This window comes from Mycobacterium sp. M23085, from assembly GCF_045343915.1.
Lineage (GTDB): Bacteria > Actinomycetota > Actinomycetes > Mycobacteriales > Mycobacteriaceae > Mycobacterium.
Genome location: NZ_CP174280.1, coordinates 5,206,391 through 5,233,380, shown reverse-complemented (window position 1 = coordinate 5,233,380; position 26,990 = coordinate 5,206,391). Strand labels below are relative to the sequence as shown.

The 26,990-nt window shown below is 65.4% G+C and carries 23 protein-coding genes and 1 tRNA gene; 12 read left to right on the top strand and 12 right to left on the bottom strand.

The window, feature by feature from the left end:
• The first annotated feature begins 14 nt into the window (after positions 1-14).
• The 5 genes from ACIUM1_RS24415 (at position 15) to ACIUM1_RS24395 (ending at position 5,192) form a co-directional block, all read left to right on the top strand.
• A complete protein-coding gene (locus ACIUM1_RS24415) occupies positions 15-572 on the top strand; it encodes a type 1 glutamine amidotransferase domain-containing protein (RefSeq protein WP_406815049.1) in 558 nt (185 codons plus the stop codon).
• 491 nt (positions 573-1,063) lie between these two features.
• Positions 1,064-1,735 carry a hypothetical protein gene (locus ACIUM1_RS24410; RefSeq protein WP_406815048.1) on the top strand — a complete coding sequence of 224 codons (672 nt, stop codon included), beginning with the start codon at positions 1,064-1,066 and terminating at the stop codon, positions 1,733-1,735.
• Entirely contained in the window at positions 1,732-2,589 is an 858-nt protein-coding gene (locus tag ACIUM1_RS24405; protein WP_406815047.1) for a hypothetical protein, read from the top strand. The genes ACIUM1_RS24410 and ACIUM1_RS24405 overlap by 4 nt, the downstream gene beginning before the upstream one ends.
• A 225-nt stretch (positions 2,590-2,814) precedes the next feature.
• A protein-coding gene (locus tag ACIUM1_RS24400) for an IS3 family transposase (RefSeq protein ID WP_406815046.1) occupies positions 2,815-3,974 on the top strand; the annotation gives its coding sequence in 2 pieces (ribosomal slippage) (positions 2,815-3,106 and positions 3,106-3,974; 1,161 coding nt in all).
• A 78-nt stretch (positions 3,975-4,052) separates the two neighbouring features.
• Positions 4,053-5,192 (top strand): hypothetical protein, encoded by a 1,140-nt coding sequence (locus ACIUM1_RS24395; RefSeq protein ID WP_406815045.1) that lies wholly within the window; start codon positions 4,053-4,055, stop codon positions 5,190-5,192.
• Positions 5,193-5,323: 131 nt separating this feature from the next.
• On the opposite strand, the gene ACIUM1_RS24390 is transcribed toward ACIUM1_RS24395, so the two are convergent.
• The 6 genes from ACIUM1_RS24390 to ACIUM1_RS24365 all read right to left on the bottom strand — a co-directional run bounded on the left by ACIUM1_RS24390 (position 5,324) and on the right by ACIUM1_RS24365 (position 10,901).
• Positions 5,324-5,397, bottom strand: a tRNA-Ile gene (locus tag ACIUM1_RS24390).
• Between the two features lie 130 nt (positions 5,398-5,527).
• Complete coding sequence (locus tag ACIUM1_RS24385) at positions 5,528-5,902, bottom strand: hypothetical protein (RefSeq protein WP_406817848.1); 375 nt, start codon at positions 5,900-5,902, stop codon at positions 5,528-5,530.
• A 376-nt stretch (positions 5,903-6,278) separates the two neighbouring features.
• The gene (locus tag ACIUM1_RS24380) at positions 6,279-6,704 is read right to left on the bottom strand and encodes a hypothetical protein (RefSeq protein WP_406815044.1); all 426 of its coding nucleotides are present in this window, start codon (positions 6,702-6,704) and stop codon (positions 6,279-6,281) included.
• A 411-nt stretch (positions 6,705-7,115) separates the two neighbouring features.
• Positions 7,116-7,973 carry a carboxymuconolactone decarboxylase family protein gene (locus tag ACIUM1_RS24375; RefSeq protein ID WP_406815043.1) on the bottom strand — a complete coding sequence of 286 codons (858 nt, stop codon included), beginning with the start codon at positions 7,971-7,973 and terminating at the stop codon, positions 7,116-7,118.
• 40 nt (positions 7,974-8,013) lie between these two features.
• Positions 8,014-9,387, bottom strand: coding sequence for a metallopeptidase TldD-related protein (locus ACIUM1_RS24370; RefSeq protein WP_406815042.1), 1,374 nt, complete (start codon positions 9,385-9,387; stop codon positions 8,014-8,016).
• On the bottom strand, positions 9,384-10,901 hold the full coding sequence (locus tag ACIUM1_RS24365; protein ID WP_406815041.1) for a TldD/PmbA family protein: 1,518 nt from the start codon (positions 10,899-10,901) through the stop codon (positions 9,384-9,386). The genes ACIUM1_RS24370 and ACIUM1_RS24365 overlap by 4 nt, the downstream gene beginning before the upstream one ends.
• Positions 10,902-10,974: 73 nt before the next feature.
• Between ACIUM1_RS24365 and ACIUM1_RS24360 the strand changes: the two genes are divergently transcribed.
• The 3 genes from ACIUM1_RS24360 (at position 10,975) to ACIUM1_RS24350 (ending at position 14,075) form a co-directional block, all read left to right on the top strand.
• Entirely contained in the window at positions 10,975-11,844 is an 870-nt protein-coding gene (locus ACIUM1_RS24360; protein ID WP_406817847.1) for a carbohydrate ABC transporter permease, read from the top strand.
• Positions 11,831-12,655: a carbohydrate ABC transporter permease gene (locus ACIUM1_RS24355; protein WP_406815040.1), complete on the top strand. Its 825-nt coding sequence runs from the start codon at positions 11,831-11,833 to the stop codon at positions 12,653-12,655. Before ACIUM1_RS24360 ends, ACIUM1_RS24355 begins: the two co-directional genes overlap by 14 nt.
• Positions 12,656-12,734: 79 nt before the next feature.
• Positions 12,735-14,075, top strand: a complete 1,341-nt coding sequence (locus ACIUM1_RS24350) for an ABC transporter substrate-binding protein (RefSeq protein ID WP_406815039.1) — start codon at positions 12,735-12,737, stop codon at positions 14,073-14,075.
• A 7-nt stretch (positions 14,076-14,082) separates the two neighbouring features.
• Here the strand turns inward: ACIUM1_RS24350 and ACIUM1_RS24345 are convergent, their stop codons facing one another.
• From ACIUM1_RS24345 to ddaH, 3 genes are read right to left on the bottom strand one after another with little or no spacing between them, the layout of a single operon-like run.
• Positions 14,083-15,537, bottom strand: coding sequence for an amino acid permease (locus ACIUM1_RS24345; protein WP_406815038.1), 1,455 nt, complete (start codon positions 15,535-15,537; stop codon positions 14,083-14,085).
• A 28-nt stretch (positions 15,538-15,565) separates the two neighbouring features.
• Positions 15,566-16,807 (bottom strand): ornithine--oxo-acid transaminase, encoded by a 1,242-nt coding sequence (rocD, locus tag ACIUM1_RS24340; RefSeq protein WP_406815037.1) that lies wholly within the window; start codon positions 16,805-16,807, stop codon positions 15,566-15,568.
• Entirely contained in the window at positions 16,804-17,670 is an 867-nt protein-coding gene (gene ddaH / locus ACIUM1_RS24335; RefSeq protein ID WP_406815036.1) for a dimethylargininase, read from the bottom strand. The genes rocD and ddaH overlap by 4 nt, the downstream gene beginning before the upstream one ends.
• Before the next feature lie 122 nt (positions 17,671-17,792).
• Here ddaH and ACIUM1_RS24330 point away from each other — a divergent pair, with 122 nt between their 5' ends.
• Complete coding sequence (locus ACIUM1_RS24330; RefSeq protein WP_406815035.1) at positions 17,793-18,239, top strand: Lrp/AsnC family transcriptional regulator; 447 nt, start codon at positions 17,793-17,795, stop codon at positions 18,237-18,239.
• 82 nt (positions 18,240-18,321) lie between these two features.
• Here the strand turns inward: ACIUM1_RS24330 and ACIUM1_RS24325 are convergent, their stop codons facing one another.
• Entirely contained in the window at positions 18,322-19,176 is an 855-nt protein-coding gene (locus ACIUM1_RS24325; protein ID WP_406815034.1) for a CbiQ family ECF transporter T component, read from the bottom strand.
• Complete coding sequence (locus ACIUM1_RS24320; protein ID WP_406815033.1) at positions 19,173-21,215, bottom strand: ATP-binding cassette domain-containing protein; 2,043 nt, start codon at positions 21,213-21,215, stop codon at positions 19,173-19,175. The genes ACIUM1_RS24325 and ACIUM1_RS24320 overlap by 4 nt, the downstream gene beginning before the upstream one ends.
• Before the next feature lie 108 nt (positions 21,216-21,323).
• Between ACIUM1_RS24320 and ACIUM1_RS24315 the strand changes: the two genes are divergently transcribed.
• The 3 genes from ACIUM1_RS24315 to ACIUM1_RS24305 all read left to right on the top strand — a co-directional run bounded on the left by ACIUM1_RS24315 (position 21,324) and on the right by ACIUM1_RS24305 (position 26,464).
• On the top strand, positions 21,324-21,812 hold the full coding sequence (locus ACIUM1_RS24315) for a MarR family winged helix-turn-helix transcriptional regulator (protein ID WP_406815032.1): 489 nt from the start codon (positions 21,324-21,326) through the stop codon (positions 21,810-21,812).
• Between the two features lie 130 nt (positions 21,813-21,942).
• Positions 21,943-24,414 carry an ATP-binding cassette domain-containing protein gene (locus ACIUM1_RS24310; protein ID WP_406815031.1) on the top strand — a complete coding sequence of 824 codons (2,472 nt, stop codon included), beginning with the start codon at positions 21,943-21,945 and terminating at the stop codon, positions 24,412-24,414.
• Positions 24,415-24,511: 97 nt separating this feature from the next.
• The gene (locus tag ACIUM1_RS24305; RefSeq protein ID WP_406815030.1) at positions 24,512-26,464 is read left to right on the top strand and encodes an acyl-CoA dehydrogenase; all 1,953 of its coding nucleotides are present in this window, start codon (positions 24,512-24,514) and stop codon (positions 26,462-26,464) included.
• 55 nt (positions 26,465-26,519) lie between these two features.
• Here the strand turns inward: ACIUM1_RS24305 and ACIUM1_RS24300 are convergent, their stop codons facing one another.
• The gene (locus tag ACIUM1_RS24300) at positions 26,520-26,987 is read right to left on the bottom strand and encodes an LppP/LprE family lipoprotein (protein ID WP_406817846.1); all 468 of its coding nucleotides are present in this window, start codon (positions 26,985-26,987) and stop codon (positions 26,520-26,522) included.
• Between the last annotated feature and the right edge of the window lie 3 nt (positions 26,988-26,990).

The window sequence follows — 26,990 nt, the reverse complement described above, 5'->3', positions numbered from 1 at the left end:
GAAAGGACAACAAAATGGCTAATGAACTGCAAGGCAAAAGGATTGCGATACTGGCGGCTGATGGCGTCGAGCGAGTGGAGCTGGAGCAGCCACGGGATGCGGTGCAGCAAGCCGGAGCTGAGACACAGGTAATCTCCCTCAAGCCGGGCGAAATCCAGGCGCGCAACAATGATTTGGAGTCGGCCGGCACCTTCACGGTCGATCGAATCGTCTCGGATGCATCGACCGACGACTACGACGCGTTGCTGCTTCCCGGCGGCACAGTGAACCCGGACAAGCTTCGAATGAACGACCAAGCGGTCTCCTTCGTACGCGATTTCGTCAACTCGGGCAAACCGGTCGCGACCATCTGTCACGGACCGTGGAGCCTGGTGGAAGCCGGCGTGGCAAAGGGTAAGACGCTGACGTCGTTTCCGAGCCTGCGCACCGACCTGCGAAACGCCGGTGCCAACGTCGTAGACGAAGAGGTCGTCGTCGACGGCAACATCACATCGAGCCGCTCGCCCAACGACCTACCGGCGTTTTGCCGGACCATCGTGCAGCAGTTCGCGCAGGTCTCCGCGGCAACTTGATCGTGACATCGCCCAATAGACCTCGGCGCTCAACCTCCCGCCCGGCGCCGGGGTAGTCGGGCGTGAACGTCCCACCTAGCCGCTCTGATGACTCCCAACCGGATCTGACCAGGCGTTACGAGTGGGGCGGGCGGGGCTCGAACCCGCGACCAACGGATTATGAGTCCCTAGGTCTGGCCAGATAGCAAACTCTGCTGGGTCCGAAAATTGCCCGGCACGGCCTGCAATCTCCTAGTTTTCCAGCGCTTCTATTTGAAATCCCGCCCTAGTACGATCTGCTAGCCGATCGCGGCAAACCAACACGTTGCCGTGCTTTTGTGGACGCCGTGTGGACGCGGGAGGCCGCACGAGGTCGCTCGGGGCAATAAGCCACCGGAACGCGGAACAGGAGAATGTACTACGCAGTGTCGTATAAAGCTACACGATTACAGTCGTAACGCCCAAATCGAGCTTGGTGTAGTGTTGTAGTACAGCACTACACAGGAGATTACGTGGCCGATTTCGATTCACAGCACTCGCCCGATACGGACGTTGTAGCTAAAGACGACCGTCCGTCTGAGTTGTTCACGGTGTCCGTCAAGGGCACAGGAGTGGAGTTGACCAGGACAGTCGACCAAGCCACCGCGCTCCATGTGATTTCAATAGTCCTCGGCGGCGCTGGTGTTGCGCCGCAGGCAGTTCCGCAAGCACCGGCGGCCAATCCGAACCCAACCCAGCGTGATGTGGGAAGCGGAAGCCATCCGGAGACGGACGATAACTTCGACCCCAGCACGACGGTGGGGGAATATATCGACGCGTGTGGTGCGCGCCAAAACCCTGCCAAAATTACGGCAATTGGCCGATACCTCCAGCTGAAGCTAGGACAAGACACATTCACGCGAGACGAAGTCAAGAGCCAGTTCCGGCCTGCAGGTGAAACGCCACCCGGCAACTACTCTCGTGACTTCGCCGACGCAATCGCACAGCGCTGGATCGCGGAAGATCCACACGCAAAGGGCCAGTACTACGTTGCGAACACCGGCATCGCAGCCATTGCGGCTAAGTTCGACAAATCGACACGCCGAGCAACGCCTGCACGGCGCAAGAGGACGGCGGCTAAATCTGACAACGGCGACACGACGTCCGATGACACTACTGAGGCGCAAGACCTGGATGCCGGATGACAAAGGCCAGCACCAAGTCAGTCGCGGTACGTGTTCAGCTGCTGGGCGGCGCAGATCAAACGCTTGCACTTGCCCGTATCGTTGAGGCACGAAGTAATGGAGGCATCATTCGTCCGCGGGATGTGGACGCAATGTTCGAAAATTTAGGGTTGCCGGGACCTACAAAGATTGCCAACGCCTTCGCGTCCCTCTCCAAGGCGGGATACATCACGAAGGCAGGCGGGCAAGGGCTGTACCGCATAACGCCTCTCGGCCGACATCACTCCAACAGCGTTATAACCGAATCCGAACTCCACGAGTTGCTAGCCGAAACCCAGAGCTACGGAGGAGCGCTGCTGGGTGCAGTCATGCACGCGCTAGTGCCCCCTACCCTTGCTCCCCCGGCCATTGTCGTGCCCGTTACAAAGTTCACAGAGACGTACCCTTTCGACCTTAACGTATTTGGCATGACACGATTCCCTGACGACGCCAGCGCCGATCCCGTCGAAGCAGCGCTTTCAGCGGCACGGGCCGAACTTCAGAACCATGGCCTCAACTTCCACTTGGCGTCTGACCGCGCCATGTCCGATGACCTCTGGACGAACGTCGCCGCACATATGTGGGCTAGCAGGTACGGAATCGCGATCTTCGAGGACCGACGCGGACGCGGATTGAACTACAACCTCACCATTGAGGTTGGCGGCATGATTATGACGGGCCGAAGATGCCTGCTGCTCAAGGACAAATCGATCGACAGGATGCCAACCGACCTGGTTGGCATGATCTATAAGCCGGTCGACCTGGACGACTCCGCGACGGTGACAAGTGCTGTCTACAATTGGGTCACAAACGATCTCAACCTGCCGACGTCGTAGCACGACTATATTCTTAAGTTAACAAGTGGTATAGCGAGGGTCCATGGACGGTCTACAGCCACTTCATCCGCTCGACGTTGCGCTCCAGAATCTACCTCCAGAAGCAACGATAACCGACCGCATGGAATGGTTTGGAGGTACTACGAGAACGTAACCGGGGGACTGCCCCCGGTTTGGTTGACTCCTGACCTGTGAGGATTCGTCCTTGCTGGAAGGATCAATCTCGTGCCGAAGCCGTTTCCCGCTGAGTTCCGAGCCGATGTCATCGCCGTGGCCCGCAAGGGTGAGGCGCCGTTGCGCCAGATCGCGCAGGATTTCGGGATCTCGGAGGCCTGCCTGCATCGCTGGCTCAAGATCGCCGACCGCGAGGACGGTGTTAACCGGCCGGGGTCTGCGGCGGCCTCTGGTGATGTGTCGGCGCAGCTGCGCGAGGCGCATAAGCGGATCAAGCTCCTCGAGCAGGAGGCTGAAGTGATGCGTCGCGCGGTCGGTTACCTGTCCCGGGATGCCAACCCAAAATGATCTACCCGCTGGTCCTCGACCTTGCCGATGACGGCGTGCCCGTCACGGTGACCTGCCGGGTCCTGGGATTCTCCACCCAGGCGTTCTACAAATGGCGCAAAGCACCTGTATCACAGCGAGATTGGGATGATGCGCACCTGATCAACGCCGCCCGCGACATCCATGCCGACGACCCCGCATTCGGCTACCGATTCATCGCCGACGAACTTCCCGGGCGCGGGATCTCCGCCAGCGAGAACCGTGTCGCACGGTTGTGTTCCCAAGAGCGCATCTGGTCGATTTTCGCCAAGAAGCGAGGACTGAACCGTCGATCGGGGCCACCGGTCCACGACGACCTCGTGCAGCGTCAGTTCAGCGCCCAGTGCGCCAACCAGGTCTGGCTGGCCGACATCACCGAACATCGCACCGATGAAGGCAAGCTCTACCTCTGCGCCATCAAAGATGTCTATTCCAACCGGATCGTGGGTTACTCGATGGACTCGCGGATGAAGTCCTCGCTGGCGGTGGCAGCCCTGGATCACGCCGTGGCGCTGCGTTCGCCTGCCGCGACGGTCGTTCATTCGGACAGGGGTAGTCAATTTCGCTCGCGAAACTTCGTCCGCGCACTGTCACACAACGGATTACACGGATCGATGGGTCGCGTCGGTGCGTGCGGGGACAACGCTGCCATGGAGTCGTTCTTCGCCCTTCTCCAACGCAACGTGCTCGACCGGCGACGCTGGACCACCCGAGCCGAACTGCGCCTTGCGATCGTGTCGTGGATTGAGCGGACCTACCACCGACGCCGCCGGCAACGCGCACTCGGCAGGCTCACCCCGATAGAGTTCGAAATGCTCCACACACCAGTCGCAACCGCGGCCTGAAAATCACACCCCGCGAGTCAACTGAACCCGGGGCAGTCCCATTGCCTTGGGGAAGGGTTAATCGCACTGCTGAGCGTGATGACCGCCGTGACGTTGGACTGGGCCGACACCCCCGATGTACGAGACCGCTTCACCCGCGAATCAGCCCAAGACCGTTCCAAAGAGGCATTGGACACTGTTGTGTCTGAGGGTCGCCGCTGCCTGGCTGAGGGCCTCCCGTCCGCCGATGAAGTGCAGCAACGGATTTCGGCGGTCGTCGCCGCCGTAGCTCAGGCCAAAGACATTATCGAGAATAAGAATGCCGAGCTAGATGCGCAGGACGCCGAAGCCGAGGTGGATCAGTACGGCGCGATACTGCTGTACCGCGACCCCCATGTCTCAGACGCACCCATCTTCACGAAGGTGTGTAAGTTCACGGAAGAAGAGAACACCAGGTACGTGAAGGCATACGACCGCCTTCGGCGGATGCTGGACAGTGATTTGCTGCAGCACATTGCCCACGAGAGCGATCGCCTGCTGGATGTGCTGATCGGCGTCCTTGATGAGCTGGACAGCCAGCGTGTGTCGCTGGCGAATGCTGAGGCAGTAGATGAGTGGAAGCGCAAACTGCGCTCGGCCCTGATCTCCTTCACCGCTGCGCTACAGATCCACGAGTACCAGACGATCCGCAGTGCCCGGCGGACGCTTGGCCTGCACCGTGAGCAGGTGGACGAGATCAAGCAACTGTTTGCCGACCTGAAACGGGAGTCATTCGATTACCGCTGGCTGGAAGCCTTGCGAGATGTGTTGCAGCACTGCGATATCAACGCGTTCAAGTGGAGCTTCAACGTCAGCGTTCGAACCGATCCAGAGGTGATCATCACCATGGACCGCGCATTTATGCTCGATGACTTCCTAACGGACAACCGGACCAAGCCCTGGCTGAAGCGGCGTGAGTTGGAAGAGCTGGATTCTGACCCCAACGTGCTTAACATGATCAAGGCTGTACAGCCGCTAATGGGTCCGCTGCAGGAAAAGTTGGACAAAGTGCTGTATTCCAACACGGCCGGGGACGCTGCGACCGTGCGGGAACTGATCGGACGCTTCGAGGGCAGGCAGGGCGCGTACTACCTGCAAACCGGGCCCGGCTTCACTCGGCGACAGCTGGCACCGCCTCAGATGCCACTTGAGCCGCGCGTGCTGGCCTTCGCGGACAGCCACCAGGCCGGTGCGGCCTGAACAGCGGGCCTGGCAAATCAGTGCAACCCGGTTGGAGACGGCTTTGCGCGAACGTGGACGCAGCGTGGACGCGGGAGCTGCCTCCGAACTGCCTGCGAGTCGACAAACATGCGCCTACCAGGCGTTAAGAGTGGGGCGGGCGGGGCTCGAACCCGCGACCAACGGATTATGAGTCCGCGGCTCTAACCAACTGAGCTACCGCCCCCGACGGGGTTGTTCCGTAGGAAACCGTAGCCGAAGACCGAAGTCAGGATGCGCCGGGCGGCGCCGCCGCCTCTAGACGGGCTGGGTGGGCGCTCCTGTTCGGGAGCGCCCAGCGGCAATGCGGATCGCTGTCAGGCCGGTGCCGGCTGCCCGGCTTGAGACTTGATCTTGGGAATCATGTCGGGCGCGTAAACGAAAATCGCCGACTCGACCTCCCATTCGGCCTGGGCCTGACTCATCGGCGTGGTTCTGGTGATCATGTTGATCAGCTCCTGGCCCTCCCCGTACGGGTTCGGGTTGCTCCGAACCTGATCGGCGAACCAACGCCCCTCGGCGGCCTCGCTGCAGTCGTTGAAGTCGGCGTTGTGCACCATCTTGTTCTGCGCCAGCAGGTTGACGTACTGATCGTCGGCTGGGCTCATGCTGCAGGACGCCGACGCCTGCGGCGCTGATACCACAGCGCCGCCAAACATCGCGGCCCCCAGCGCAAGGCCGGCGACGCCCACCGTCAGCACCTGCACGCGCGGTCGTGTCGTTGCCACTTCTCCGAACCCCCTTATCGTGAAATTTGCTCACTTCCTTTTGCGGCAACGATTGGGTACCACTGGCAATCAGCGCGGCAAACGACGCTTGCCTCGAACAACGCGTGAACAGCGACGAGCTAAATTTACTGTGCGAGAAACTATTCGGAACCAAAGTGGTAACGGTACGAGTCTCACCGGAAGAACAGGGAGCGTCTTGATCCACACCGTCGCTGGGTGATTAGTGCCCCGTTAAGAGTTAGCTGACGCGACAATTAAAAACGGCCGGAGGGCAATGCCCTCACGGCCGTTTAGGTTCGGGAAGTACGGAATCCGTTGCGCCGCAACGGCGCCCGGTCTCCTAGGATTCGGATGGCCAGTTTGCTTTTGCGGCCTGATCCTTGATCTTGGGAATCAGGTCGGGCGCGTAGACGTAAATCGCGGACTCGACCTCCCACTCGGCCTGGGCCTGGCTCATCGGCGTGGTGCTGGTGATCATGTTGATCAGCTCCTGAGCCTCACCGAACGGATTGGCGTTGGCGCGGACCTGATCGGCGAACCACCGTCCCTCGGCAGCCTCATGACAGTCACTGAAATCGGCGTTGTGCACCATCTTGTTCTGCGCCAGCAGGTTGATGTACTGATCGTCCGCCGGGGTCAAATTGCAGGATGCGGACGCGTACGGAGCCGACAGCACGGCGCCGCCCAGCATCGAGGCGCCCAGCGCGACGCCGGCAGCCCAGACCGATGACACTCGCACGTGCGAGCGTGTACGGGTGGTTGTCATTTTCGAACCTCCCTCTGCGCGGGAACGCGATCGCTGCCGCGGCAACCCTTGGCTATAAGTCCTGCAAACAAATTTCCGGCGGAGCCGTCCGGACCGCGACGCAGATTCGCGCGATCCGTGGCCACCCCGCTCGGGCCACGCTGCCATCTCGTTACCGTCACGTCTCAGTGTCATATCAGTGTCGGCGAACGGGCTAAAAGTAGCGAATGAGCCCCGCACACAGCGGAAACGCACGCTTGCGCGCCGGTGTATGAATGGTTAACATTTCGTGCCTTCGACTCCGGCGTCGACGGACGGCTGACCGCCAACCGCACCCGCCACCCGCGCCGCACGCAATCTACGGCCGAAGTTCGCCGCGCCGACAGCTAAGCGCGGTACGACTGGCCCCCGCCCGACTCGCAAACGTAGATGTCAGCTAAAAACCGTCTGGCCGTCGGCGTCGAGCAGGTACCGCTCGGTGCCGTTCTGGACGCGCGGCGCGTCGGCGGCCAATGACACGGCGATTTTATTGCTGGCATTGCGCATGATGTCAAAGGTGAGCTCAATGACCTCGGCCTCGGAGAACCGGGAGCGCACCTCGGCGACATCGTCGGCGACGAGGTGCGCAGGAGTCCAAATTAACGCATCGGCATAGCGAAGCGCTGCTTTGGCGCGGTCGTCGAGCAAAGTCGATGTTTCGAAATGTTCGATCTCCTCGTACAGCGTTTCCGAGCCACCGGCATCGAGCGCGCCGCCCTCACGTAGCGAGTTGCACAATCGGCAATTGTGCTGTGCTGCCCCGCGTAGCCGAGCCAACTCCGAAGTGACGGGGTCGAGCGCACGCATTCGCGCCACCGCGATTAAAAATTGGTTGAACACCATGTGCGCCGGATCGGTGGTGTGATCCCAGGCAATAGGTTGACCGACCCAGCCGAGATATTGCGAGCCGACTCCGAGCGCTTCCAGCCCGGCGCGCACCCGCGGGATGAAGTCGGCGATGTACATCTGCACGACGACGCCAAAGGTGCGGTCCCCTAATTGCTTCCACAGCCGCGACCGCTGCTCGGCGGTGACCGATGAGACGTCGGCACTGAATTGTTCGGCGAATTCGGCGACGGCGGCCTCGGCTTCCGACTCCGGCTCGCCGACTTCGACGCTCGCCGGCAGCGGCGGCAGCGACATCGTCTGCGCGCATACCCGGCGAACCAGCCCCGTTATGCGACCGTCGCCTGGGGATAGCGACACCAACCGCGTCAGCTGATCTTCTCGAACAGCAACTGGAGCTGCCATTCGTCACACGCTAGGACGCGCGGTGCCAGACGGCAATGGATTACTGGGCCTGGCTCACCGACGACATGTGAAAGTCGGGGATGCGCAGCGTGGGCATCGCGGCGCGGGTGGCCCAGTCACCCCATTCGCGCGGCAGGGTCTTCTCGCTGACGCCGGCCTCGGTGGCGCGGCGCAGCAGGTCCAGCGGACTCTCGTTGAAACGGAAGTTGTTGACCGCCGCCGTCACCCGACCATCTTCGATGAGGTAGACGCCGTCGCGGGTAAGCCCGGTGAACAACAGGGTGGTGGGGTCGACGACGCGGATGTACCACAGTGTGGTCAGCAGCAGGCCGCGCTCGGTCGCCGCGATCATGTTCTCCTGGCCGGCCGTCCCACCGGTCATCACCAAGTTGTCGGCGGCCACCGCGACCTCGGCGTCATACTTGGCGGCCGTGGCCCGCGGGTAAGCCAGCGCATTGATCACCCCGTCGCGAATCCAGTCCACATGGCTGATCTCCATGCCGTTGTCGAACGCCGACATCGTCTCCGAGGAACTGCTGACCGCGACGAAGGGCGTGCAGGCAAGGCCGGGTGCCATCGGATCGGAGAACAGGGTCAGCGGCAAGTCGGTGAGCCGCTCCCCCACCCGGGTTCCGCCGCCGGGGGCCGAGAACGCAGTCCGCCCTTCCTGTGCGCCGCGGCCGGCCATCGACCAGGCCATGTAGATCATCATGTCGGCCACCGTCGACGGCGGCATGATGGTCTCGTAGCGCCCCGCCGGCAGCTCGACCCTGCGCTGCGCCCAGCCCAGCCGCGTCGAGAGCTGCTCGAGCAGCGAATCGGTTGGCACGTCAACGAAGTCGGGTGTGCCGATGCCCGCCCAGGCGCTGGAGTCGCCACGTTTGGCATTGATTTCCACCGCACCGGTGGGCTGGGTGAAACGCCTGCGCAGTCCGGTCGAGGACGCCAGGAACGTCGTCGAAACACTGTGGTGGGCAAAGCCATACAGCCGGTCGGCGCCGCGGAAACCGCGGCTGAGCGAATCGGCGACACCGGAGAAAATCAGGGGCCCGGTGCCGGGCACCGGCGCATCCCAATCGACGGGCACCCCGGTATCGACCAGCAGCGGCGCGGCATCGCCGGCCTCCGGCGCCGAACCGGCCGCCTCCTGCGACGCGGCCACCAGCCCGGGCAACACCCGCGGGTCGGCCTCGGCGGACACCACCGTGCCGATGCGCGCGCCGGACCCGCGCCGCACCACCGAGATCACCGTCACGCTGCGGCTCACCGAAACCCCGTTGGTGGTCATCGAATTGCCCGCCCAACGCAACGTCGCCTCGACCTTGTCGGTGACCAGCACCATGGTCTCGTCGGCGCGGCCGAGCTTGGTCGCCTCATCGAGCACGATGTTGACGACATGCTGCGCAGTGATCATCGGCCGCCCTCGGTGCGGGTGTTGAGCACGTTGACGCCGCGGAACAATGCCGACGGCGAGCCGTGGCTGACCGCCGCGATCTGGCCGGGCTGGGCCTTGCCGCAATTGAACGCACCGCCCAGGCGCCAGGTCGACGGACCGCCAACGGCTTCCATCGAGTTCCAGAAGTCGGTCGTGGTGGCCTGATAGGCGACGTCGCGCAACTGACCGTCCAGCCGGCCGTCGCGGATCTGGAAGAATCGCTGGCCGGTGAACTGGAAGTTGTAGCGCTGCATGTCGATTGACCATGACTTGTCTCCGACGATGTAGATGCCGTCTTCCACCCGGCCGATCAAGTCGTCGGTGCTGATGTCATCCGGCGCCGGCTGCAGCGACACGTTGGCCATGCGCTGGATCGGCACATGATGCGGCGAGTCGGCGTAAGAGCATCCGTTGGAGCGCGGCTGCCCGAGTCGCCGGGCGAACACCCGGTCGAGCTGGTAGCCGGTGAAGATTCCGTCGCGCACCAGATCCCAGCTTTGCGCGGCCACCCCCTCATCGTCGTAACCAATGGTGGCCAAGCCGAATTCGAGGGTGCGGTCGGCGGTCACGTTCATCACCGGCGACCCGTATCGCATGACGCCCAGCTTGTCCGGGGTGGCAAACGACGTCCCGGCGTAGGCGGCCTCGTAGCCGATCGCGCGATCGTATTCTGTTGCGTGCCCGATAGATTCATGGATGGTCAGCCACAGGTTGCTCGGGTCGATCACCAGGTCTTTGCGACCCGCAATAACGCTGGGCGCCTTGATCTTTTCGGCCAACAATGACGGCAGCTGCGCCAGTTCGTCGGTCCAGTTCCACACCTCGTCGCCGGCCAGCACCTCCCAGCCCCGCCCCATCGGCGGCGCCAGCGTGCGCATCGAATCGAAGCTGCCGGCCGCCAGATCGACGGTCACCGCTTCCAGCGACGGCTGCACCCGGACCCGTTGCTGGGTGATCGAGGATCCGAAGGTGTCGGCGTAAAACGTCTGCTCCTTGACGGCCGTCAGCACCGCCGACACGTGACTGATGCCGTCGGCGCCCAGCAGCCGCCCGGAGTAGTCCTCCAGCACGGCGATCTTGTCGGGGGCCGAGATGTCGAACGGGTCGATGCGGTAGTCCGACACCCAGGTCGCGTCGGTGTAGACCGGTTCGGGCGCCAGCTCGACACGCTCGCGGCTCAGCGTCGCCAGCGTGGTAGCGACGTGCACGGCGCGCCGCGCCGTCTCGGCGGCCATCGACGGCGCCAGCTCCGCGTGCGAGGCGAATCCCCAGGTGCCGTCCACGATCACTCGCACCGCCAGGCCGACCTCACGGTTGATCAGCGCGGTCTCCAGCTCGCCGTCGCGCAGCTGGATGATCTCGGTGATGATGCGATGAACGCGCAGGTCGGCGTACGTCGCCCCGGCCGCTTTGGCCGCCGAAAGCGCGGCTTCGGCCAGCTCGTGGCGCGGCAGGTCCAGGAAGTCGGCGTCGATCCCCCGGTTCGCTGTCACGCTTACACCGTAACGGCCGGTCACGCCACGCCCCGGCGGCGCCCGCTTTAATTACCCCATGGCCAGCGCGGTGCTGAGGAAACAACCTCGATCCACCGCGCTGGGCTACGCGCTGCTGGCGCCCAGCCTGTTCGGCGTGGTCGCCTTTCTGCTGCTGCCCATCCTGGTGGTGCTCTGGCTGAGCCTGTGCCGATGGGATCTGCTCGGCCCCCTGCACTTTGTGGGCCTGGCCAACTGGCGCTCGGTGCTGACCGACGCCGGATTCGGCAACTCCTTGATCGTCACGGCCATCTTCGTGGCGATCGTGGTGCCGGCGCAGACCGCGCTGGGACTGCTCGCCGCGACCATGCTGGCCCGCCAGCTTCGCGGCACCAACCTGTTTCGCACCCTGTTTGTGCTGCCGTGGATTTGCGCACCGCTGGCGATCGCGGTGCTGTGGCGCTGGATTCTGGCCCCCACGGACGGCGTGGTGAGCACCGTGCTCGGACGCAGCATCGACTGGCTGTCGGATCCCAGCTTTGCGCTGCCGCTGGTTTCGGCCGTAGTGGTGTGGACCAACGTCGGCTACGTCTCGTTGACGTTTCTGGCGGGGCTGCTGGCGATTCCCGACGACATACACGCCGCCGCACGCACCGACGGCGCCACCGCTTGGCAGCGGTTCTGGCGCATCACCATGCCCATGTTGCGGCCCACCACCTTCTTCGTCGTGGTGACCGGGATCGTCAGCAGCGCGCAGGTTTTCGACACGGTATACGCGCTCACCGGCGGCGGTCCCGCCGGCAGCACCGACCTGGTGGCCCATCGCATCTACGCCGAGGCGTTCGGTTCGGCCGCCATCGGCCGGGCATCGGTGATGGCGGTGGTGCTGTTCCTCATCCTGATCGGCGTGACCCTGGTTCAGCACCTGTACTTCCGGCGACGGATCAGCTATGACCTCACCTAGCCGGACGGCGAATGTGGCGATCTACGCCGGGCTTTCGCTGGGCGCGTTGATCACCTTGGCGCCGTTCGCACTCGGGTTGATGACGTCGTTCACCTCGGCGCACCAATTCGTCACCGGTACCCCGTTGCAGCTGCCGCGGCCACCCACCCTGACCAATTTCGCCAACCTGGGCGGGGCCGGGTTCGGCCGCGCCGCGGCGGTGACCGCCTTGATGACGGCGGTGATCCTGTTGGGCCAGTTGACCTTCTCGGTGTTGGCCGGATACGCGTTCGCGCGCCTGGACTTCCCCGGGCGCGACGCGCTGTTCTGGGTCTACATCGCGACGCTGATGGTGCCTGGGACGGTCACGGTGGTGCCGATGTATCTCATGATGGCCCAGCTCGGCCTGCGCAACACCTTCTGGGCGTTGGTGCTGCCGTTCATGTTCGGCTCGCCGTACGCGATCTTCTTGCTGCGCGAGCACTTCCGGATCATCCCGAACGACTTGATCAACGCCGCCCGACTGGATGGGGCGAACACCTTGGACGTGATCGTGCACGTGGTGATCCCGTCCAGTCGCCCGGTCCTGGCCGCACTGGCGTTGATCACGGTGGTCTCCCAGTGGAACAACTTCATGTGGCCGTTGGTGATCACCAGCGGACACAAGTGGCGGGTGCTCACCGTCGCGACGGCCGACCTGCAGTCCCGGTTCAATTCCCAATGGACGCTGGTGATGGCGGCGACCACCGTCGCGATCGCCCCGCTGATTGCGCTGTTCGTCGCCTTTCAGCGCCACATCGTCGCGTCGATCGTCGTCTCGGGACTGAAGTGACCCGGCCACGCGGCGAGATGGCCGCCACGGCAGTCTGTTCCGCCGATTCACAACCCCCACCGCAATCTGGGCGCGCACCATGACCCGGCCCCGATTCTCCACGCTGGTCGCGGGATCGATTGCCCTGGTGGCGGTGCTGCTGGCCGCGATCGCGGTGCTGCTGGATTACTCCGACCGGCCCCACGGCGGCAAGACTGTCGTCACGGTGCGCATCTGGGGAGACCAGATCGGCGCGGCGTACCGGCAATCCTTCGAGGCCTTCAGCCGCGCCCATCCCGACATCGAAGTGCACCTGAACTTGGTGGCGTACTCGACGTACTTCAACACCCTGCGCACCGACGTGGCCGGCGGCAGCGCCGACGACATCTTCTGGCTGTCCAACGCCTACCTCGCGGCGTATGCCGACAGCGGCCGGCTCCTCGACATCGGCGCAGCGCTCGGGCCCGGGGCCGCCTCGGATTGGGAGCAGCCCGTCGTCGAGCAATTCACCCGCAACGGCAAGTTGTGGGGCGTGCCGCAACTGACCGATGCGGGAATCGCGTTGTACTACAACGCGGATCTTCTCGCCGCTGCCGGCGTCGATGCCGCCCAGCTGAACACCTTGCGGTGGAGCCCCGACGGCGGTGACACATTGCGTCCCCTGCTGGCTCGGCTCACCGTGGACGCCGACGGAAACCGCGGCGGCACATCACGTTTCGACGCCGCCCGGGTGCGGCAGTGGGCATACAATGCGGCCAACGACCCGCAGGGTATCTACCTGAACTACATCGGCTCGGCCGGTGGCGTGTTCCAGCGAGGCGACACGTTCGCGTTCGACAATCCCGCCGCCGTGACGGCCTTTCAATATCTGGTCGACCTGATCAACCGTGATCACGTCGCGCCGCCGGCCGCCGACACCAACGACAACGGCGACTTCTCCCGCAACCAATTCCTCTCCGGCAGGATGGCGCTGTTCCAGTCCGGCACCTACAACCTGGCACCGGTGGCGCGCGACGCCCGCTTCCACTGGGGGGTGGCGATGATGCCCGCCGGCCCGGCCGGCCGGGTCAGCGTCACCAACGGCATTGCCGCGGCGGGTAATGCCGCGACGAAGCACCCCGACGCCGTGCGCCAGGTGCTGACCTGGATGGGCAGCAAGCAGGGCAACGAGTACCTGGGCCGCGATGGCTCGGCCATCCCCGCGGTGTCATCGGCCCAACCGGTCTACTTCCGGTACTGGGCCGCCAAGGCTGTTGACGTCACACCGTTCTTCGCGGTGCTGAACGGTCCGCGCATCGCGGCCCCCGGCGGTGCGGGCTTTGCCGCCGGGTACGACGCCCTGAAGCCGTACTTCGACGAAATGTTCTTGGGCCGCGGCGATGTCGCAACGATGTTGCGGCGGGCTCAATCGGCGGCCAATAGCGCCGCGGCGCGCCAGTGAGGGTTCGTCATTTTGCATCTTCCGACGTTCGCGCGTCCGTGTCGTCGTTGAGCGCGCTATGGTGGCGGCCCCAGACGAAATAGAAAATCAGCGCCAATACCACCCAGCCGCTGAACGCGATCCAGGTGTACCAGTGCAGGCTGGCAAGGATGTAGCCGCAGGCCGCCACCGAAAGGATCGGTGTGACGGGGTAACCCGGGACTTTGAATCCCCGTGGCAGGTCGGGGTGGCGCACCCGTAAGACGATCACTCCGATGGAGACGACGACGAACGCGGTCAGCGTGCCGATCGACACCATGTCGGCGAGCTTCTGCAGCGGGACGAACGCCGCCAGAGTCGAGGCTGCGATCGCGACGATCACCGTGTTGCGCACCGGGGTCATGGTGCGTGGGTTCAGCGTCGCGAACCGTGCGGGCAGCAGTCCGTCGCGGCTCATGGCGAACAGGATGCGGGTCAGCCCGTACATGGTGACGAGCGTGACGCTGAAGATCGAAATGACCGCTCCGGCAGCCAGAATCGTGCCGGCCCAGCCGCCGTGCGTGACATTGTCGAGAATCGTGGCCAGCCCGGCTTCCTGCTGACCGGCGAAGTTCTGCCAGGGCTGGGTGCCCAGCGCGGCCACCGCGACCAGGACGTAGACGCCGGTGACGGTCAGCAGTGCGCCGATCAGTGCGCGCGGCATGGTCTGTTGTGGATCCTTCACCTCGTCGCCCGCGGTGGAGACGGCATCGAGGCCGATGTAGGAGAAGAAGATGGTGCCCGCGGCCGAACCGATACCCGAGATGCCGAAGGGCGCGAAGTCATGAAAATGCCTCGCGTCGAACGCCGTGAAGGCGACGATGGCGAAGACGACGAGGACGCCGAGTTTGATCATCACCATGATCGCGTTGACTCTGGCGGACTCGCTGGCACCCCGGATGAGCAACAATGCGCACATCACGATCAGCAGGACCGCCGGCATGTTCAGATAGCCGGGCTGCGCATCCCACGGCGCGGCCGATAGGGCTTGCGGCAGCTGGAATCCCAGCACATTGCTGAGCAACTTGTTCAGGTAGCCGCTCCAATTGACCGCGACCGCCGCGGTGGCAACCCCGTATTCCAATAGCAGGCACGCCGCCACGCCCACGGCCATGACCTCACCGAGAGTGGTGTACGCATACGAATACGACGACCCCGAAACCGGCACCGCCGAGGCCAATTCGGCGTAGCACACGGCCGCGAGACCGGCGGCGATCCCCGCGAGAAGAAAGGAGACGATCACTGCCGGCCCGGCCTCGGGCACCGCTACAGACATGACGAAGAAGATGCCGGTGCCGACGGTCGAGCCGACGCCGAACATGGTCAGCTGGAAGGTCCCGATGCCGCGCTTGAGGTGATCGGCGGTCCCGTGTGCGACGTGTGCACCCACCACGGGGCGCCGCCGGAGCATTTGCTCTTTCAGGCTGATCGACGTGGCTGGCAAGCGCCCCTCCTGTGGCCGGATCAGCTGATTATGAGGCAGCCTCCCGCAATACCGCAGCAAGCTGGCCAACCGCCCAGTCGATCTCCTGTGCCGTCACCACCAAAGGCGGAGCGAAGCGCAACGTCGAATCATGGGTGTCTTTGACCAAGACGCCGCGGTCGGCCAGGCGCAGGCTGATCTCCTTGCCGGTGCCCAGCGAGGGATCGATGTCGACGCCGGCCCATAAACCCAGGCCCCGCACCTCCTGGACACCGTGGCCGATCAGCTGTCGCAGCCGCCGATGCAGATGTGCGCCCAGCGCGGTCGCGCGGGCCTGGAATTCGCCGCGCGCCAGGATCGACACCACGGTGGTGCCGACGGCGGCCGCCAGCGGGTTGCCGCCGAAGGTGGAGCCATGTTCGCCTGGGTGCAACACACCCAGGACGTCGCGATCGGCCACCACCGCCGACAGCGGAACCACTCCGCCACCGAGTGCCTTGCCCAGCAGGTAGACGTCGGGAACCACCCGCCACCGATCGCAGGCGAACGTGTAACCGGTGCGGGCCAGGCCGGACTGGATCTCGTCGGCGATCATCAGCACGTTGTGCTCGCTGCACAGCGCTCGGACCGTCGGCAGGTAGTCGTCGGGCGGGACGATGATTCCGGCCTCACCCTGGATCGGCTCCAGCAGCACCGCGACGGTATTGCCGTCGATCGCCTGTGCCAGTGCGGCGGCATCACCGAACGGCACCGAGCGAAAACCGGGTGTGAAGGGCCCGAAACCATTTCGCGCCGCGGGATCCGAGGAGAAGCTGACGATGCTGATTGTGCGGCCGTGGAAGTTGTTGTCGGCCACGATGATGTTCGCCTGCTCCGCGGGGACGCCTTTGACGTCTGCGCCCCATTTGCGGGCGACTTTGAGACCACTTTCGACGGCCTCGGCGCCGGAGTTCATCGGGAGCACCATGTCCTTGTCACACAGGTAGGCAAGAGCGGCGCAGAATGGCCCGAGCTTGTCGGAATGAAACGCGCGGCTGACCAATGTCACCGTGTCGAGTTGCGCGTGCGCGGTGGCGGTGATTTCCGGGTTACGGTGACCGAAGTTCACCGCGGAATAGGCGGACAGGCAGTCCAGGTAGCGACGGCCGTCGATGTCGGTGATCCACGCGCCTGCGGCGCTTGCCGCGACCACCGGAAGCGGTGAATAATTGTGTGCCGCACGCTTTTCCACCAACCTGATCGCGGCGTCGATCCGATTGGCGATGACCTGCTGCGCGTCGAGAATCGTCATGGGAATACCTCCAAGGTGCAGCACTTGACGGAACCGCCGCCCTTGAGCAGCTCGGACAAATCGACGCCGATCGGCTCGAAACCTGCTCGACGCAGCTGAGCGGCGAAACCCGTTGCCGCGCATGGGAGCACCACGTGCAGACCATCGGAGACCACGTTGAGGCCCAGCACGTACGCATCGGCCGTGTCGGTGATGATGGCATCCGGAAAGAGCGCGCCCAGTTTCTCTTGGGCGGCGGCGCTGAATGCCGGCGGGTAGAACGCGATGGTGTGGTCGTCGAGAACAGCCAGGGCGGTGTCGAGATGGTAGAAGCGAGGGTCCACCAGCTCCAGTGAGATCACCGGCGCGCGCAGCGCCGCGGAGATTTCCGAGTGCGCACGCCGGTCGGTGCGAAATCCCCAGCCGGCCAGCACGATCTCGCCGACCTTGAGCAGGTCGCCTTGCCCTTCGTTGATGTGGCGGGTGTACATCGGCCGGTAGCCCAGCGACGACATCCACCGGGCGTAGGCGCGCGATTCGCCGACCCGTTCGGCAAACCGAAATCTGGCGACGATCGCGACATCGTGCGCGACGAACCCGCCGTTGGCGGCGTAGACCATGTCCGGCAGCCCGGCCACGGGCTCGATCACATCCACCTGATGGCCCAACCGCAGGTAGGTGGCATGCAAGCTTTCCCACTGCGCTTGTGCGAGAGCGACGTCGACGGGTGTGGTGGTGTCCATCCAGGGGTTGATCGCGTACTCCACCGCGAAAAAAGTCGGCGGCGTCATCGCGTACCGGCGGACGCTCGGCGTGCGGGCGAGCGTGGCGGGTCCGGCCGACCGCCTCCCGGTGCGGGGCGTCACCACATGCTGGTCCGTCATGAATTAACGGTATTTGCGGCCTATCTGTTAATCAATCTCCGTAGGTTGCGTGTCTATGCCTGATTTATTGCGTTATAGTGCGGCAAACGGAAATTTGTTGTGATCATCAGCGGAGGAGGGTCATGGACCGCTTGGACGAGACCGACGAGCGGATCCTCGCCGAGCTGACCGAGCACGCGCGGGCCACCTTCGCCGAGATCGGCGAGAAGGTGAATTTGTCGGCGCCGGCGGTGAAACGGCGCGTCGATCGGATGCTGGACAGCGGCGTCATCAAGAGCTTCACCACGGTCATCGACCGCAACGCGCTGGGCTGGAACACCGAGGCTTATGTGCAGGTGTTCTGCCACGGCCGAATCGCACCCGACGCGCTACGAGCGGCCTGGGTGGACATCCCCGAGGTGTTCAGCGCCGCGACCGTCACCGGCACACCCGATGCGATCCTGCATGTGCTGGCCCGCGACATGCAGCATTTGGAGAGGGCGCTGGAACGGATCCGGTCCAGCGCCGACATCGAACGCAGTGAAAGCATTGTCGTGTTGTCCAACCTGATCGACCGGATGCGGCCGTAACGCGCGGCGGTCAGCGTCGACGAAGCGGCCGCGCCGATTCGGGACGATCGTCATGTGCTCGGGCAGCCGGACGACGAGTTGCCTAGTGGAATTGCAGTATCGAGTCGAGCACGACTCCGAGGGCGCCGGCCGCGGTGGTGATGCCGAGCGCCACCCAGTCCGCCAGTTTCGGTCGTGCCGGTGCGGCCGCCAGCTGGCCGATACCGCCCCGGGCGGTGATCGCGTCGCCCATCTCGTCGGCCCGTCGCAACGTCACAACGATTGCCGCGGTGAGTAGGTCGATCATGTCCCGGGCCTGCTGGCGCCGGCGGGCTCTGCGGCTTCGGGGCTCCTGGTTGGGGCGCAGTCGCCGGGCGGCGTAGAGCACCTGGAATTCTTCGATCAACATCGGGAAGGCACGCAGCGCAAGCGCCAAGGCGACGGCCCATTCGTCGCTCGGGATCCGTAGCCAGCGCAGCGGTCGGCCCAAAGCCGCCAGCGCCGGCCCCATTTCGGCGACATTGGTGGTCCATGACAGCATCGCGCCCAGCCCGATCAACACGATCGACAGCACGGTGACCCGCACGAAGTGCAACGTTCCGCCCAGTCCGATGTGCACCCCGGCTACCGCGATCTCCGGACTTCCGGCGCCCAGTGCGGCGGTTATGGCTCCCACCGCCAGGGCGATCCATATCCAGCGCCGCGGCGAGGGCAGCGCGCCGCGCGGGATGTGGGCGAGCCGGGCCGCGGTGATCAGCAAGGCCAACATCAGCCCGACCGTCGCCCAGCCCGGGTAGAAGGTCAGCAGGATCGAAACACCAAGCACCACGAGCAGTTTGGTGCCCGCCCACAACTCGTGGATCTTCGACGTGCCGGGAACCGGCACCAACAGCACCACCGGCCGATGCGTACGCCGGTTGCGGCTTGGTGCCGGCTTGGTGTCCGCGGGAGCGGTCACGGCATACCCCCCGCAGCGGTCGACGCGGCTTCCAGCATTCCGTCGCGCAGGAACAGGGCTCGCGGGCAGAGCTCCTCCAGCCCGACGATGTCGTGGGAGATCACCACCACCGTCAGACCCCGTTCCCTGCGCAGGTTCTCCAGCAGCCGCAGCAGGCCGCGCTGGCTGCCGATGTCCAATCCTGCCAGCGGCTCGTCGAGCACCAACGCCCGTGGGGAGCGCGCCAGCAGCCCGGCCAGCACCACGCGGCGCATCTGGCCGCCGCTGAGCTGATCGATGCGGCGCTTGCCCATCGCCGGGTCCAGCCCGACGGACATCAGCGCCTCGGCCACGCGGTCGGTGTCGAGGTGCGAAAAACCCGCTGCGGATGCGACTTCGGCGTCGACATGATCGCGCATCAGCTGCAGCCGGGCGGACTGAAACGACAGCGCGACCTCGCCCACGCGTTCGTGGGTGGGCTCGCCATCGAGTAGGCAGCTGCCCCCCGTCGGCGTTGTCAGGCCGGCCATGATCCATGCCAGCGTCGACTTACCCGAGCCGTTGCCACCGTGGATCAACACCCCGTCGCCCTGTTCCACCACGAAGCTGATGTTGCGCAGGGCGACCTTGGACCACGGTGTGCCACTGGCGTATTCGTGGCTGACGTCGATGAGTTCCAGCACCGGGGTGCTGGAACCGGGACCGACGGCGGCGGCCTGGGCCGGCGCGGTCGCGGTTTCGGTCGTCACGGTGTTGTCCGGCGAGTCACTGAGGTTGATGATGCGGTCGGCGGATGCCGCCTCGTTGTCGTAATGGGTGATGTGCACCAAAGTCGTCTGGTGCCGTTTCGCGAGGCCGGACAGCACGCTCAGCAAGGCGTCTCGACCCTGCTGGTCAACCATGGTGGTGACTTCGTCGGCGATGAGCAGCGCCGGGTCCCGCGCCAGCGCGGCCGCGAGCGCGAGGCGCTGCAGTTCGCCGCCGGACAAACTTCCGGTGTCGCGTTCGGCGAGCCCTTCGAGACCGACCTCGCGCAGCAGTTGGTCGACATCGATCTCGGCATCCGGCGGCAAACCCCACACCACGTCGTCGGCGACCCTGGTACCCAGCACCTGGCTCTTGGGGTGCTGCAGCACGATCGCCGTGCCGCCCATCTCGCCGAGTCCCACCGTTCCCGGACGCTCGACCCTGCCGGCCGTCGGTGACCGGCCGGCCAAAATCAGCATCAGTGTGGTCTTCCCCGAACCGTTGGCGCCGGTCACCGCGATGTGTTCGCCGGGCCGGACATCGAGACTGACCTCGCCCAGGGCGTCCCGCTCGGCCCCGGGGTACCGGAACCGCACCTTGTCCAGCCGCACCGGCACCGGCCCCACCGGGCCGCCGCGCGTCTGCGCATCATCGGAGGTGTCCAGCTTGTGCACGTCAGGGATTTTGCGCATCCGCTCCAGCAGGCGGGACAGTGCCGACCAGCTGATGAACGAAACGATGACGACCAACAGGACCATGTACGGGAAAATCAGCAACGGCCAGTGCTTGATGCCGTCGGCGACGTATCGCTGCAGCCCGGCGCCGGCGCCGTGCAGATGGACCCAATTCAGAAACGCGGCCACTCCGTTGGCGTTGGCGGTGATGACGTCGAAGAACAATTGCCGCAGCCGGCTCAGCACCGCCAGCACCGCTACCCATCCGGCGCCCCAAAGGACCCCGGCGACCAGCGACAGCACGGCGACGGTCGGCAAGCCGCGCCCTTTGCGTTTGACGATCCCGCACAATCCGCCGACCCAGGCGCAATCGACGAGCATGAACAGACTGCCCAGTCCGGCGATCAAAAAGGCGACCACCCCACCGGCCACCGTCGCGGCCACCAGCGCTCGCGGTCGATAGCGGTAGGCGAGCAATCCCATGGGCACGGTGCCCAGCACGCCTAACCCCTGAGCGAATGGGATTACCGCGGCGAGGATCTCGATAGCCGCGCAGAGGGCCCCCATGACCGCGGCCTGTGCCAACTCATTCGGCCGCAGCGCCCCTTCGCCAGATCGCCGGAAACGCAGCAAGGTCACTTGGGCGATTCTGCCAGCCGTGCGCAGGAGTGTCCGATGAAGACGGGTTTTGCGCGCCACGCGCCGCATTTTTGGCCTCGCTTAGCAAAGCTATGCAACCATGGAGACATGGACAACGTCGGCGAAGCCGCAAACCTCGAGGGAGCGCAGGGACTGGGAGCCGATCTGCTCGCCGTGGTCGCGCGGCTGAACCGCATGGCCACCCAGCGCATCCAAATGCCGTTGCCCGCAGCGCAGGCCAGGCTGCTGGCCACCATCGAAGCTCACGGCGAAGCCCGGATCGGTGACCTGGCCGCCGTCGATCACTGTTCGCAACCGACGATGACAACGCAGGTGCGCCGACTGGAGGAGGCGGGCCTGGTCACGCGGATGGTCGACCCGGGAGATGCGCGTGCAGTGCGCATCCGCATCACGGCCGAGGGCAGGCGCACGCTCAACGCCGTGCGGGCAGACCGCGCCGCCGCGATCGAACCGCAATTGGCGCTGCTCGACTCCGCGGATCGCCAGGTACTGATGCAAGCGGTCGACGTGTTGCGCGGTCTGCTGGACAGCGCCTCGCTGGCCACCTCCGCTGCGGGCCGCCGCAACACGGTGTGAGCGACGCGACGCTGGTGGTCGCCTTCGGGCGGGGGTAGACACTTAAGCGAGCACGGCGACCGGCGCCCGAGGGCGAGGCAGTCCTGAAGGCGAACCAAATCGAGCTGACCGGTGACGAAAGGTGGCGGCCATGCCGACCGAGGCTTCGGCCCTCCCGGCCTCGCTGACGGTATGGGCCGGGCCGACGAGGTACGTCTTCACCCCGGGCCGCGACGTGATCGTGGGCTACGGCCCGGGCTGTGACATTCCGCTGGAGCGTCTGGGCAATCCGCCGCAGCCGCCCCCGGCGCCACGCGTGGACGTGATCGTACGGTTCACGGGAACGCACTGGGTGGCCATCGATCTGAGCCGCCGCGGCGTCTTCGTCAACGGATCCCGGGTGCCGACCGTGGAGATCCACGACGGCCTGGGGATCGCCATCGGGGATCCCCAGCGCGGTCCGCGGCTGGTCTTTCGAACGGCGCCCTCGGCCGCACCGCCCGGCCATCCCCCGCCCGGCGGCCCGGCGCAGCCCCCGCCGAATGCCCCGCAGGCGCCTCCGCGCGGCGCGCCACAGCCAGGTCGTCCGAATGAGGCCAACCCGCGGATACCGACCCAGAGCGCCACCCGACGCATGCCCGTCGTCGCGCCGGTACCGCCGGCCGCAGCGCCGCGGCCTGTGCCGCCCGGTCCGCTGCCTCCGCCGCCGCCCGGCGCGGTTCCCCCGCCCACGTCGCCCGTGGCCCAGCCGCCGTTTCCAGCGATGACCGCGCCCGCCGCGGAACCCGAGCAGCACAAGGGCCCTAGCCTGATCGAGCGCATGGTGACCAGCAAGTTCCGCGTCCAGCGCCCCTCCTTCCGCACCGCGGAAGCCAACTCCACCTTTCGCCTGCCGCTGCGAACCGCGTGGCGCACCACCGGGGCGACGGCCTACCGGCTGGGGTTGACGGTCGACGGGCACGACATGCTGTCAGGCATCTCGTGCACAGTGCGGCCCGGCACCGTGACCGCCGTCATCGGGCCGTCGGCCGCACGCAATTCCGCGCTGCTCGCGCTGCTGGCCGGCACCAGGGAACCCAGCTCCGGTCGCGTCACCGTCGACGGTCATGATGTCCGCGCCGAGCCGGAGTCCATGCGCACCCGCATCGGGCTGGTGTCGCGGGACGACCGCCTGCACCGGCAGCTCACCGTCGCGCAAGTCGTCGAGTACGCCGCCGAACTGCGGCTGCCACCGGACACCTTGCCCGAGGAGCGCGAGCGCGTGGTCGGCCAGATTCTCGACGAACTCGGGCTGGCGCCGCACCGGGACACCCGGATCCGCAACCTCTCACCGGAGGTGCGCCGGTCCGCCGCCCTGGCGGTCGAGCTGGTCACCCGGCCGAGCCTGCTCGTGGTCGACGAACCCACCGCCGGACTGGATGCGGCCCAACAACGTCACGTCATGGCGATCCTGCGGCACCAGGCCGATATCGGCTGCGCCGTCGTGGTCGCGATTTCGGCGCGCGACTCGCTGACCGACGTCAATGCCTGCGACCAGGTGCTGGTGCTCACCGCCGCGGGCACAGTGGCGTATCTCGGAACGCCGCTGCAGGTCGAGTCCGCCATGGGGACCACCGACTGGTCGAGGGTGCTCGCGCAGGTCGGGGCCGATCCCGAAGGAGCCCACCGTGCGTACCGGGCGCGGCCCCAGCCTGCGGCACCGACCACCCCACCGGAGGTTGAGGCACCCGGTGCGCCGCCACCCGGGCTGCCGTGGAGCCGGCAGGTCCAACTGCTGGCCCGACGCGAGGTTCACCTGCTTCTCGGCGATCGCCTCTACTTGGCGTTTCTGGCCATTCTGCCGTTCGCGTTGGCCGGGCTGGCGCTGCTGATCCCGGGTGACTCCGGCCTGACGCGGCCCGACCCGAACAGCGCCAACGCGCACGAAGCCATCGAGATCCTGGCCGCCTTGAATGTCGCCGCGGTGATCATCGGCACGGCGCTGACCGTCCGGGCGTTGGTGTCCGAACGCCGCGTCTACCGGCGCGAGCAGGAGGTCGGGCTGTCCGCACCGGCCTACCTGACCGCCAAGGTCACCGTGTACGGCCTGGCCGCGGCCATCTGGACGGCCGTCGTGTTCGCGATCGTGATCGCGGTCAAGGGCGAGCCGGACAACAGCGCCGTGCTGCTGCACAACGCCACGGTCGAGCTCTACGTGAGCGTGGCCCTCACCGCGATCGTCTCCGCGGTCATCGGCCTCGCGCTGTCGTCGCTGGGAAAGTCGCTGCGCGAGGTGCTGCCGCTGGTGGTTCCGGTGATCCTGGCCTCTGCGCTGTTCAACGGGAGCCTGGTGCAGCTGGTGAGTGTGTTGGGCCTGCAGCAGATCAGCTGGTTCGTCCCTGCCCAATGGGGCTTCGCGGCCGCGGCGTCCACCGCGAATCTGCGCAGAGTCGACTCGCTGGCCGCCAACGCCGTGACGTGGACCCACTACAGCGGCTGGTGGGTGTTCGACATGGGGATGCTCCTGCTGTTCGGCGTCATCGCGGCGGTGTTCGCGCTCTGTCGGCTCCGGTCGCGCCTCGGCGAGCGCCGCAAGCCGTCCACGGAGCGCCAGCCGCAGGAAGCCCCTCAACCCACGGGCTGACTTCGGGCGCCGGGTCGGTGGCCGTCCCGAAGTCTCTTTCGCGACATGAACTGTCGCCGTTGTTCCCGCGACGCGACCCGGCCATTACTGTCGGCTTATGGCGCCTGAAACGACTAGCACTGCCGAGTATCTGCGCAACGCCCTGGACGGGCGCTGGCGCGATGTCAGAAACCGGATGCGGGACACGCTCACCGAGGACCTGTTCCGACCGCACTACACACCGAACACCGTGATCGCGCGCACCAAGGTGGCGGAGCAGATGAGGATCATGGCGGCGTTCGGCGCGGCCGCCGACAGTTTCAAGAAAGAGCACGGCGGCACCGGCGACGTCGGCGCGGCGATCACGATGATCGAGATGCTGGCGATGTCGGACCTGTCGCTGATGGTGAAGGCCGGCGTGCAGTGGGGGCTGTTCGGCGGGGCCGTGGAGAACCTGGGCACTGAGCGCCACCACGAGATGTACGTGCCCAAGATCATCAACCTGGAGTTGCGCGGCTGTTTCGCGATGACCGAGACCGGGCACGGCAGCGACGTGCAGTCGCTGGAGACCACCGCGACCTACGACCCGGAAACGCAAGAGTTCGTCATCGACTCCCCCACCCCGTCGGCGCGTAAGGACTACATCGGCGGTGCCGCCGAAACCGCAACCATGGCAGCGGTTTTCGCGCAACTGATCACCACCGAGGACGGCAAGCCGGTCAATCACGGTGTGCACTGCGTCCTAGTCCCGATCCGCGACGAGGAGGGCAACGACCTGCCCGGGGTCACCACGTCGGACTGCGAATACAAGGGCGGGCTGCCCGGCGTCGACAACGGCCGCATTGTGTTCGACCACGTCCGCGTTCCACGGGTCAACCTGCTGAACAAATACGGCGACGTCGCGGAAGACGGCGCGTACAGTTCGCCGATCGACAACCCGAACCGCCGGTTCTTCACCATGCTGGGCACCCTGGTCCGCGGCCGGATCACCGTGGGCGGCAGCGCCGGCGCCGCCGGGCGGGTGGCACTGGATATCGCTACCCGATATGCATTGCAGCGCAGGCAGTTCAAGGCACCCGATGACGACTCCGAGGTGCTGATCATGGATTACCTGGTGCACCAGCGGCGACTGTTTCCGTTGATCGCGAAGTCATACGCGCTGCAGTTCGCGCAGAACGAGCTGGTCGGCAAATGTCATGACGTACAGAGCGCGGACGCACCCGACGCCGACGAGCAGCGTGAACTCGAGGCGCGTGCCGCCGGGCTGAAGGCCGCCAACACGTGGCATGCGAGCCGGGCGATCCAGGAGTCCCGCGAGGCGTGCGGCGGCGCCGGCTACATGGCCGAGAACCGGCTGATCGGACTGCGGGGCGACACCGACGTTTTCACCACCTTCGAGGGCGACAACCATGTGCTGACCCAATTGGTGGCCAAGGAACTGCTGACGGCCTATGCCGACGACATCAAGAGCATGAGCCCGGTCGAATGGGTACGCTTCGCCGCCAGCACCGTCGGCGACCGTGTGGTCAAACGCACTGCTGCAGAAGCGATTATCCAAACAATCGTCGATGCCCGGCAAGACAACGAGGAAGAGGGCAGCCTGTTCAACCGCGGTACGCAGATCACGATGTTCGAGGACCGCGAAGAATATCTGTTGGCATCGGTGGCCCGCCGGCTGCAGGCCAAATCCAAAGAGATGTCGGCATTCGACGCGTTCAACTCGGTGCAGGATCACGTGTTGCATGCCGCCAGCGCGCACATCGATCGAGTTATCTTGGAGGCGTTCGTCGCCGGGATCGAGGCATGCCCCGACGAGAAGGCTCGCGAACTACTCGGCATCCTATGTGACCTGTACGCCCTGTCGGTCATCGAGGACGATAAGGCCTGGTACATCGAGCACCGCTACCTGTCCACCGAGCGCGCAAAGGCGGTCACCCGGGGCATCAACGACCGTTGCCGCGCGCTGCGCCCGCACGCCGAGACGCTGGTAGACGGCTTCGGGATCCCGGAGCGTCTGCGTTACGTCGAGATGCTGCACCCGGAGAACCTGGCCGAGGCCGTCACGAGCTGACGGGCTGCTCGGCGAGCGCCTCCCGGATCGGCAGGGAAGTTATTGGCGCGGAACGTTATTGATTCGGAACCTTGCCCAGGGTTTGCAGCTTGCCATCTGGGCCGATCCGGAACTTCACCGTTCCGATCCCGGTGGGACAGCACAGCTGATCATTTCCCTTCTGCCACTGGTATTGAACGGTGACCGTGTCATCCGTGGGCGGTAGCACGGTTATATACGGCTTTGGGTTCGGGGTGGGGCTACCGAGCGGCGTGTTGTGGTCGAAGAAGAGCAATTGTTGCGGACTTGATTCGCTGGCGATGGTGGGGATGATCTGCACCCAGTACAACCGGCAGTTTCGCGTGTGCCCCCTGCCGATCTCGACCCAGATGGTGCCGGGGACGGCAATGGGAACCGCGGTGATGGCCCGTCGCACGGTCTCGGCCGTGGGTCCGTCGGAGTCTTTGCAGGTGTCAGGTCGGGCCTGTGGGGGCGCGGTCGGCTTCCCGCCGCAGCCGGAGGCCAGCAAAACCAGAAAGATCACAAT

What these genes read in the sequence shown, in the direction of transcription:
- ACIUM1_RS24415 (WP_406815049.1), top strand. Translation starts at nt 15, where the DNA reads ATGGCTAATGAACTGCAAGGCAAAAGGATTGCGATACTGGCGGCTGAT.
- ACIUM1_RS24405 (WP_406815047.1), top strand. Translation starts at nt 1,732, where the DNA reads ATGACAAAGGCCAGCACCAAGTCAGTCGCGGTACGTGTTCAGCTGCTG.
- ACIUM1_RS24395 (WP_406815045.1), top strand. Translation starts at nt 4,053, where the DNA reads ATGACCGCCGTGACGTTGGACTGGGCCGACACCCCCGATGTACGAGAC.
- ACIUM1_RS24380 (WP_406815044.1), bottom strand. Translation starts at nt 6,704, where the DNA reads ATGACAACCACCCGTACACGCTCGCACGTGCGAGTGTCATCGGTCTGG.
- ACIUM1_RS24375 (WP_406815043.1), bottom strand. Translation starts at nt 7,973, where the DNA reads ATGGCAGCTCCAGTTGCTGTTCGAGAAGATCAGCTGACGCGGTTGGTG.
- ACIUM1_RS24370 (WP_406815042.1), bottom strand. Translation starts at nt 9,387, where the DNA reads ATGATCACTGCGCAGCATGTCGTCAACATCGTGCTCGATGAGGCGACC.
- ACIUM1_RS24355 (WP_406815040.1), top strand. Translation starts at nt 11,831, where the DNA reads ATGACCTCACCTAGCCGGACGGCGAATGTGGCGATCTACGCCGGGCTT.
- ACIUM1_RS24350 (WP_406815039.1), top strand. Translation starts at nt 12,735, where the DNA reads ATGACCCGGCCCCGATTCTCCACGCTGGTCGCGGGATCGATTGCCCTG.
- rocD (WP_406815037.1), bottom strand. Translation starts at nt 16,807, where the DNA reads ATGACGATTCTCGACGCGCAGCAGGTCATCGCCAATCGGATCGACGCC.
- ddaH (WP_406815036.1), bottom strand. Translation starts at nt 17,670, where the DNA reads ATGACGGACCAGCATGTGGTGACGCCCCGCACCGGGAGGCGGTCGGCC.
- ACIUM1_RS24330 (WP_406815035.1), top strand. Translation starts at nt 17,793, where the DNA reads ATGGACCGCTTGGACGAGACCGACGAGCGGATCCTCGCCGAGCTGACC.
- ACIUM1_RS24315 (WP_406815032.1), top strand. Translation starts at nt 21,324, where the DNA reads ATGGACAACGTCGGCGAAGCCGCAAACCTCGAGGGAGCGCAGGGACTG.
- ACIUM1_RS24310 (WP_406815031.1), top strand. Translation starts at nt 21,943, where the DNA reads ATGCCGACCGAGGCTTCGGCCCTCCCGGCCTCGCTGACGGTATGGGCC.
- ACIUM1_RS24305 (WP_406815030.1), top strand. Translation starts at nt 24,512, where the DNA reads ATGGCGCCTGAAACGACTAGCACTGCCGAGTATCTGCGCAACGCCCTG.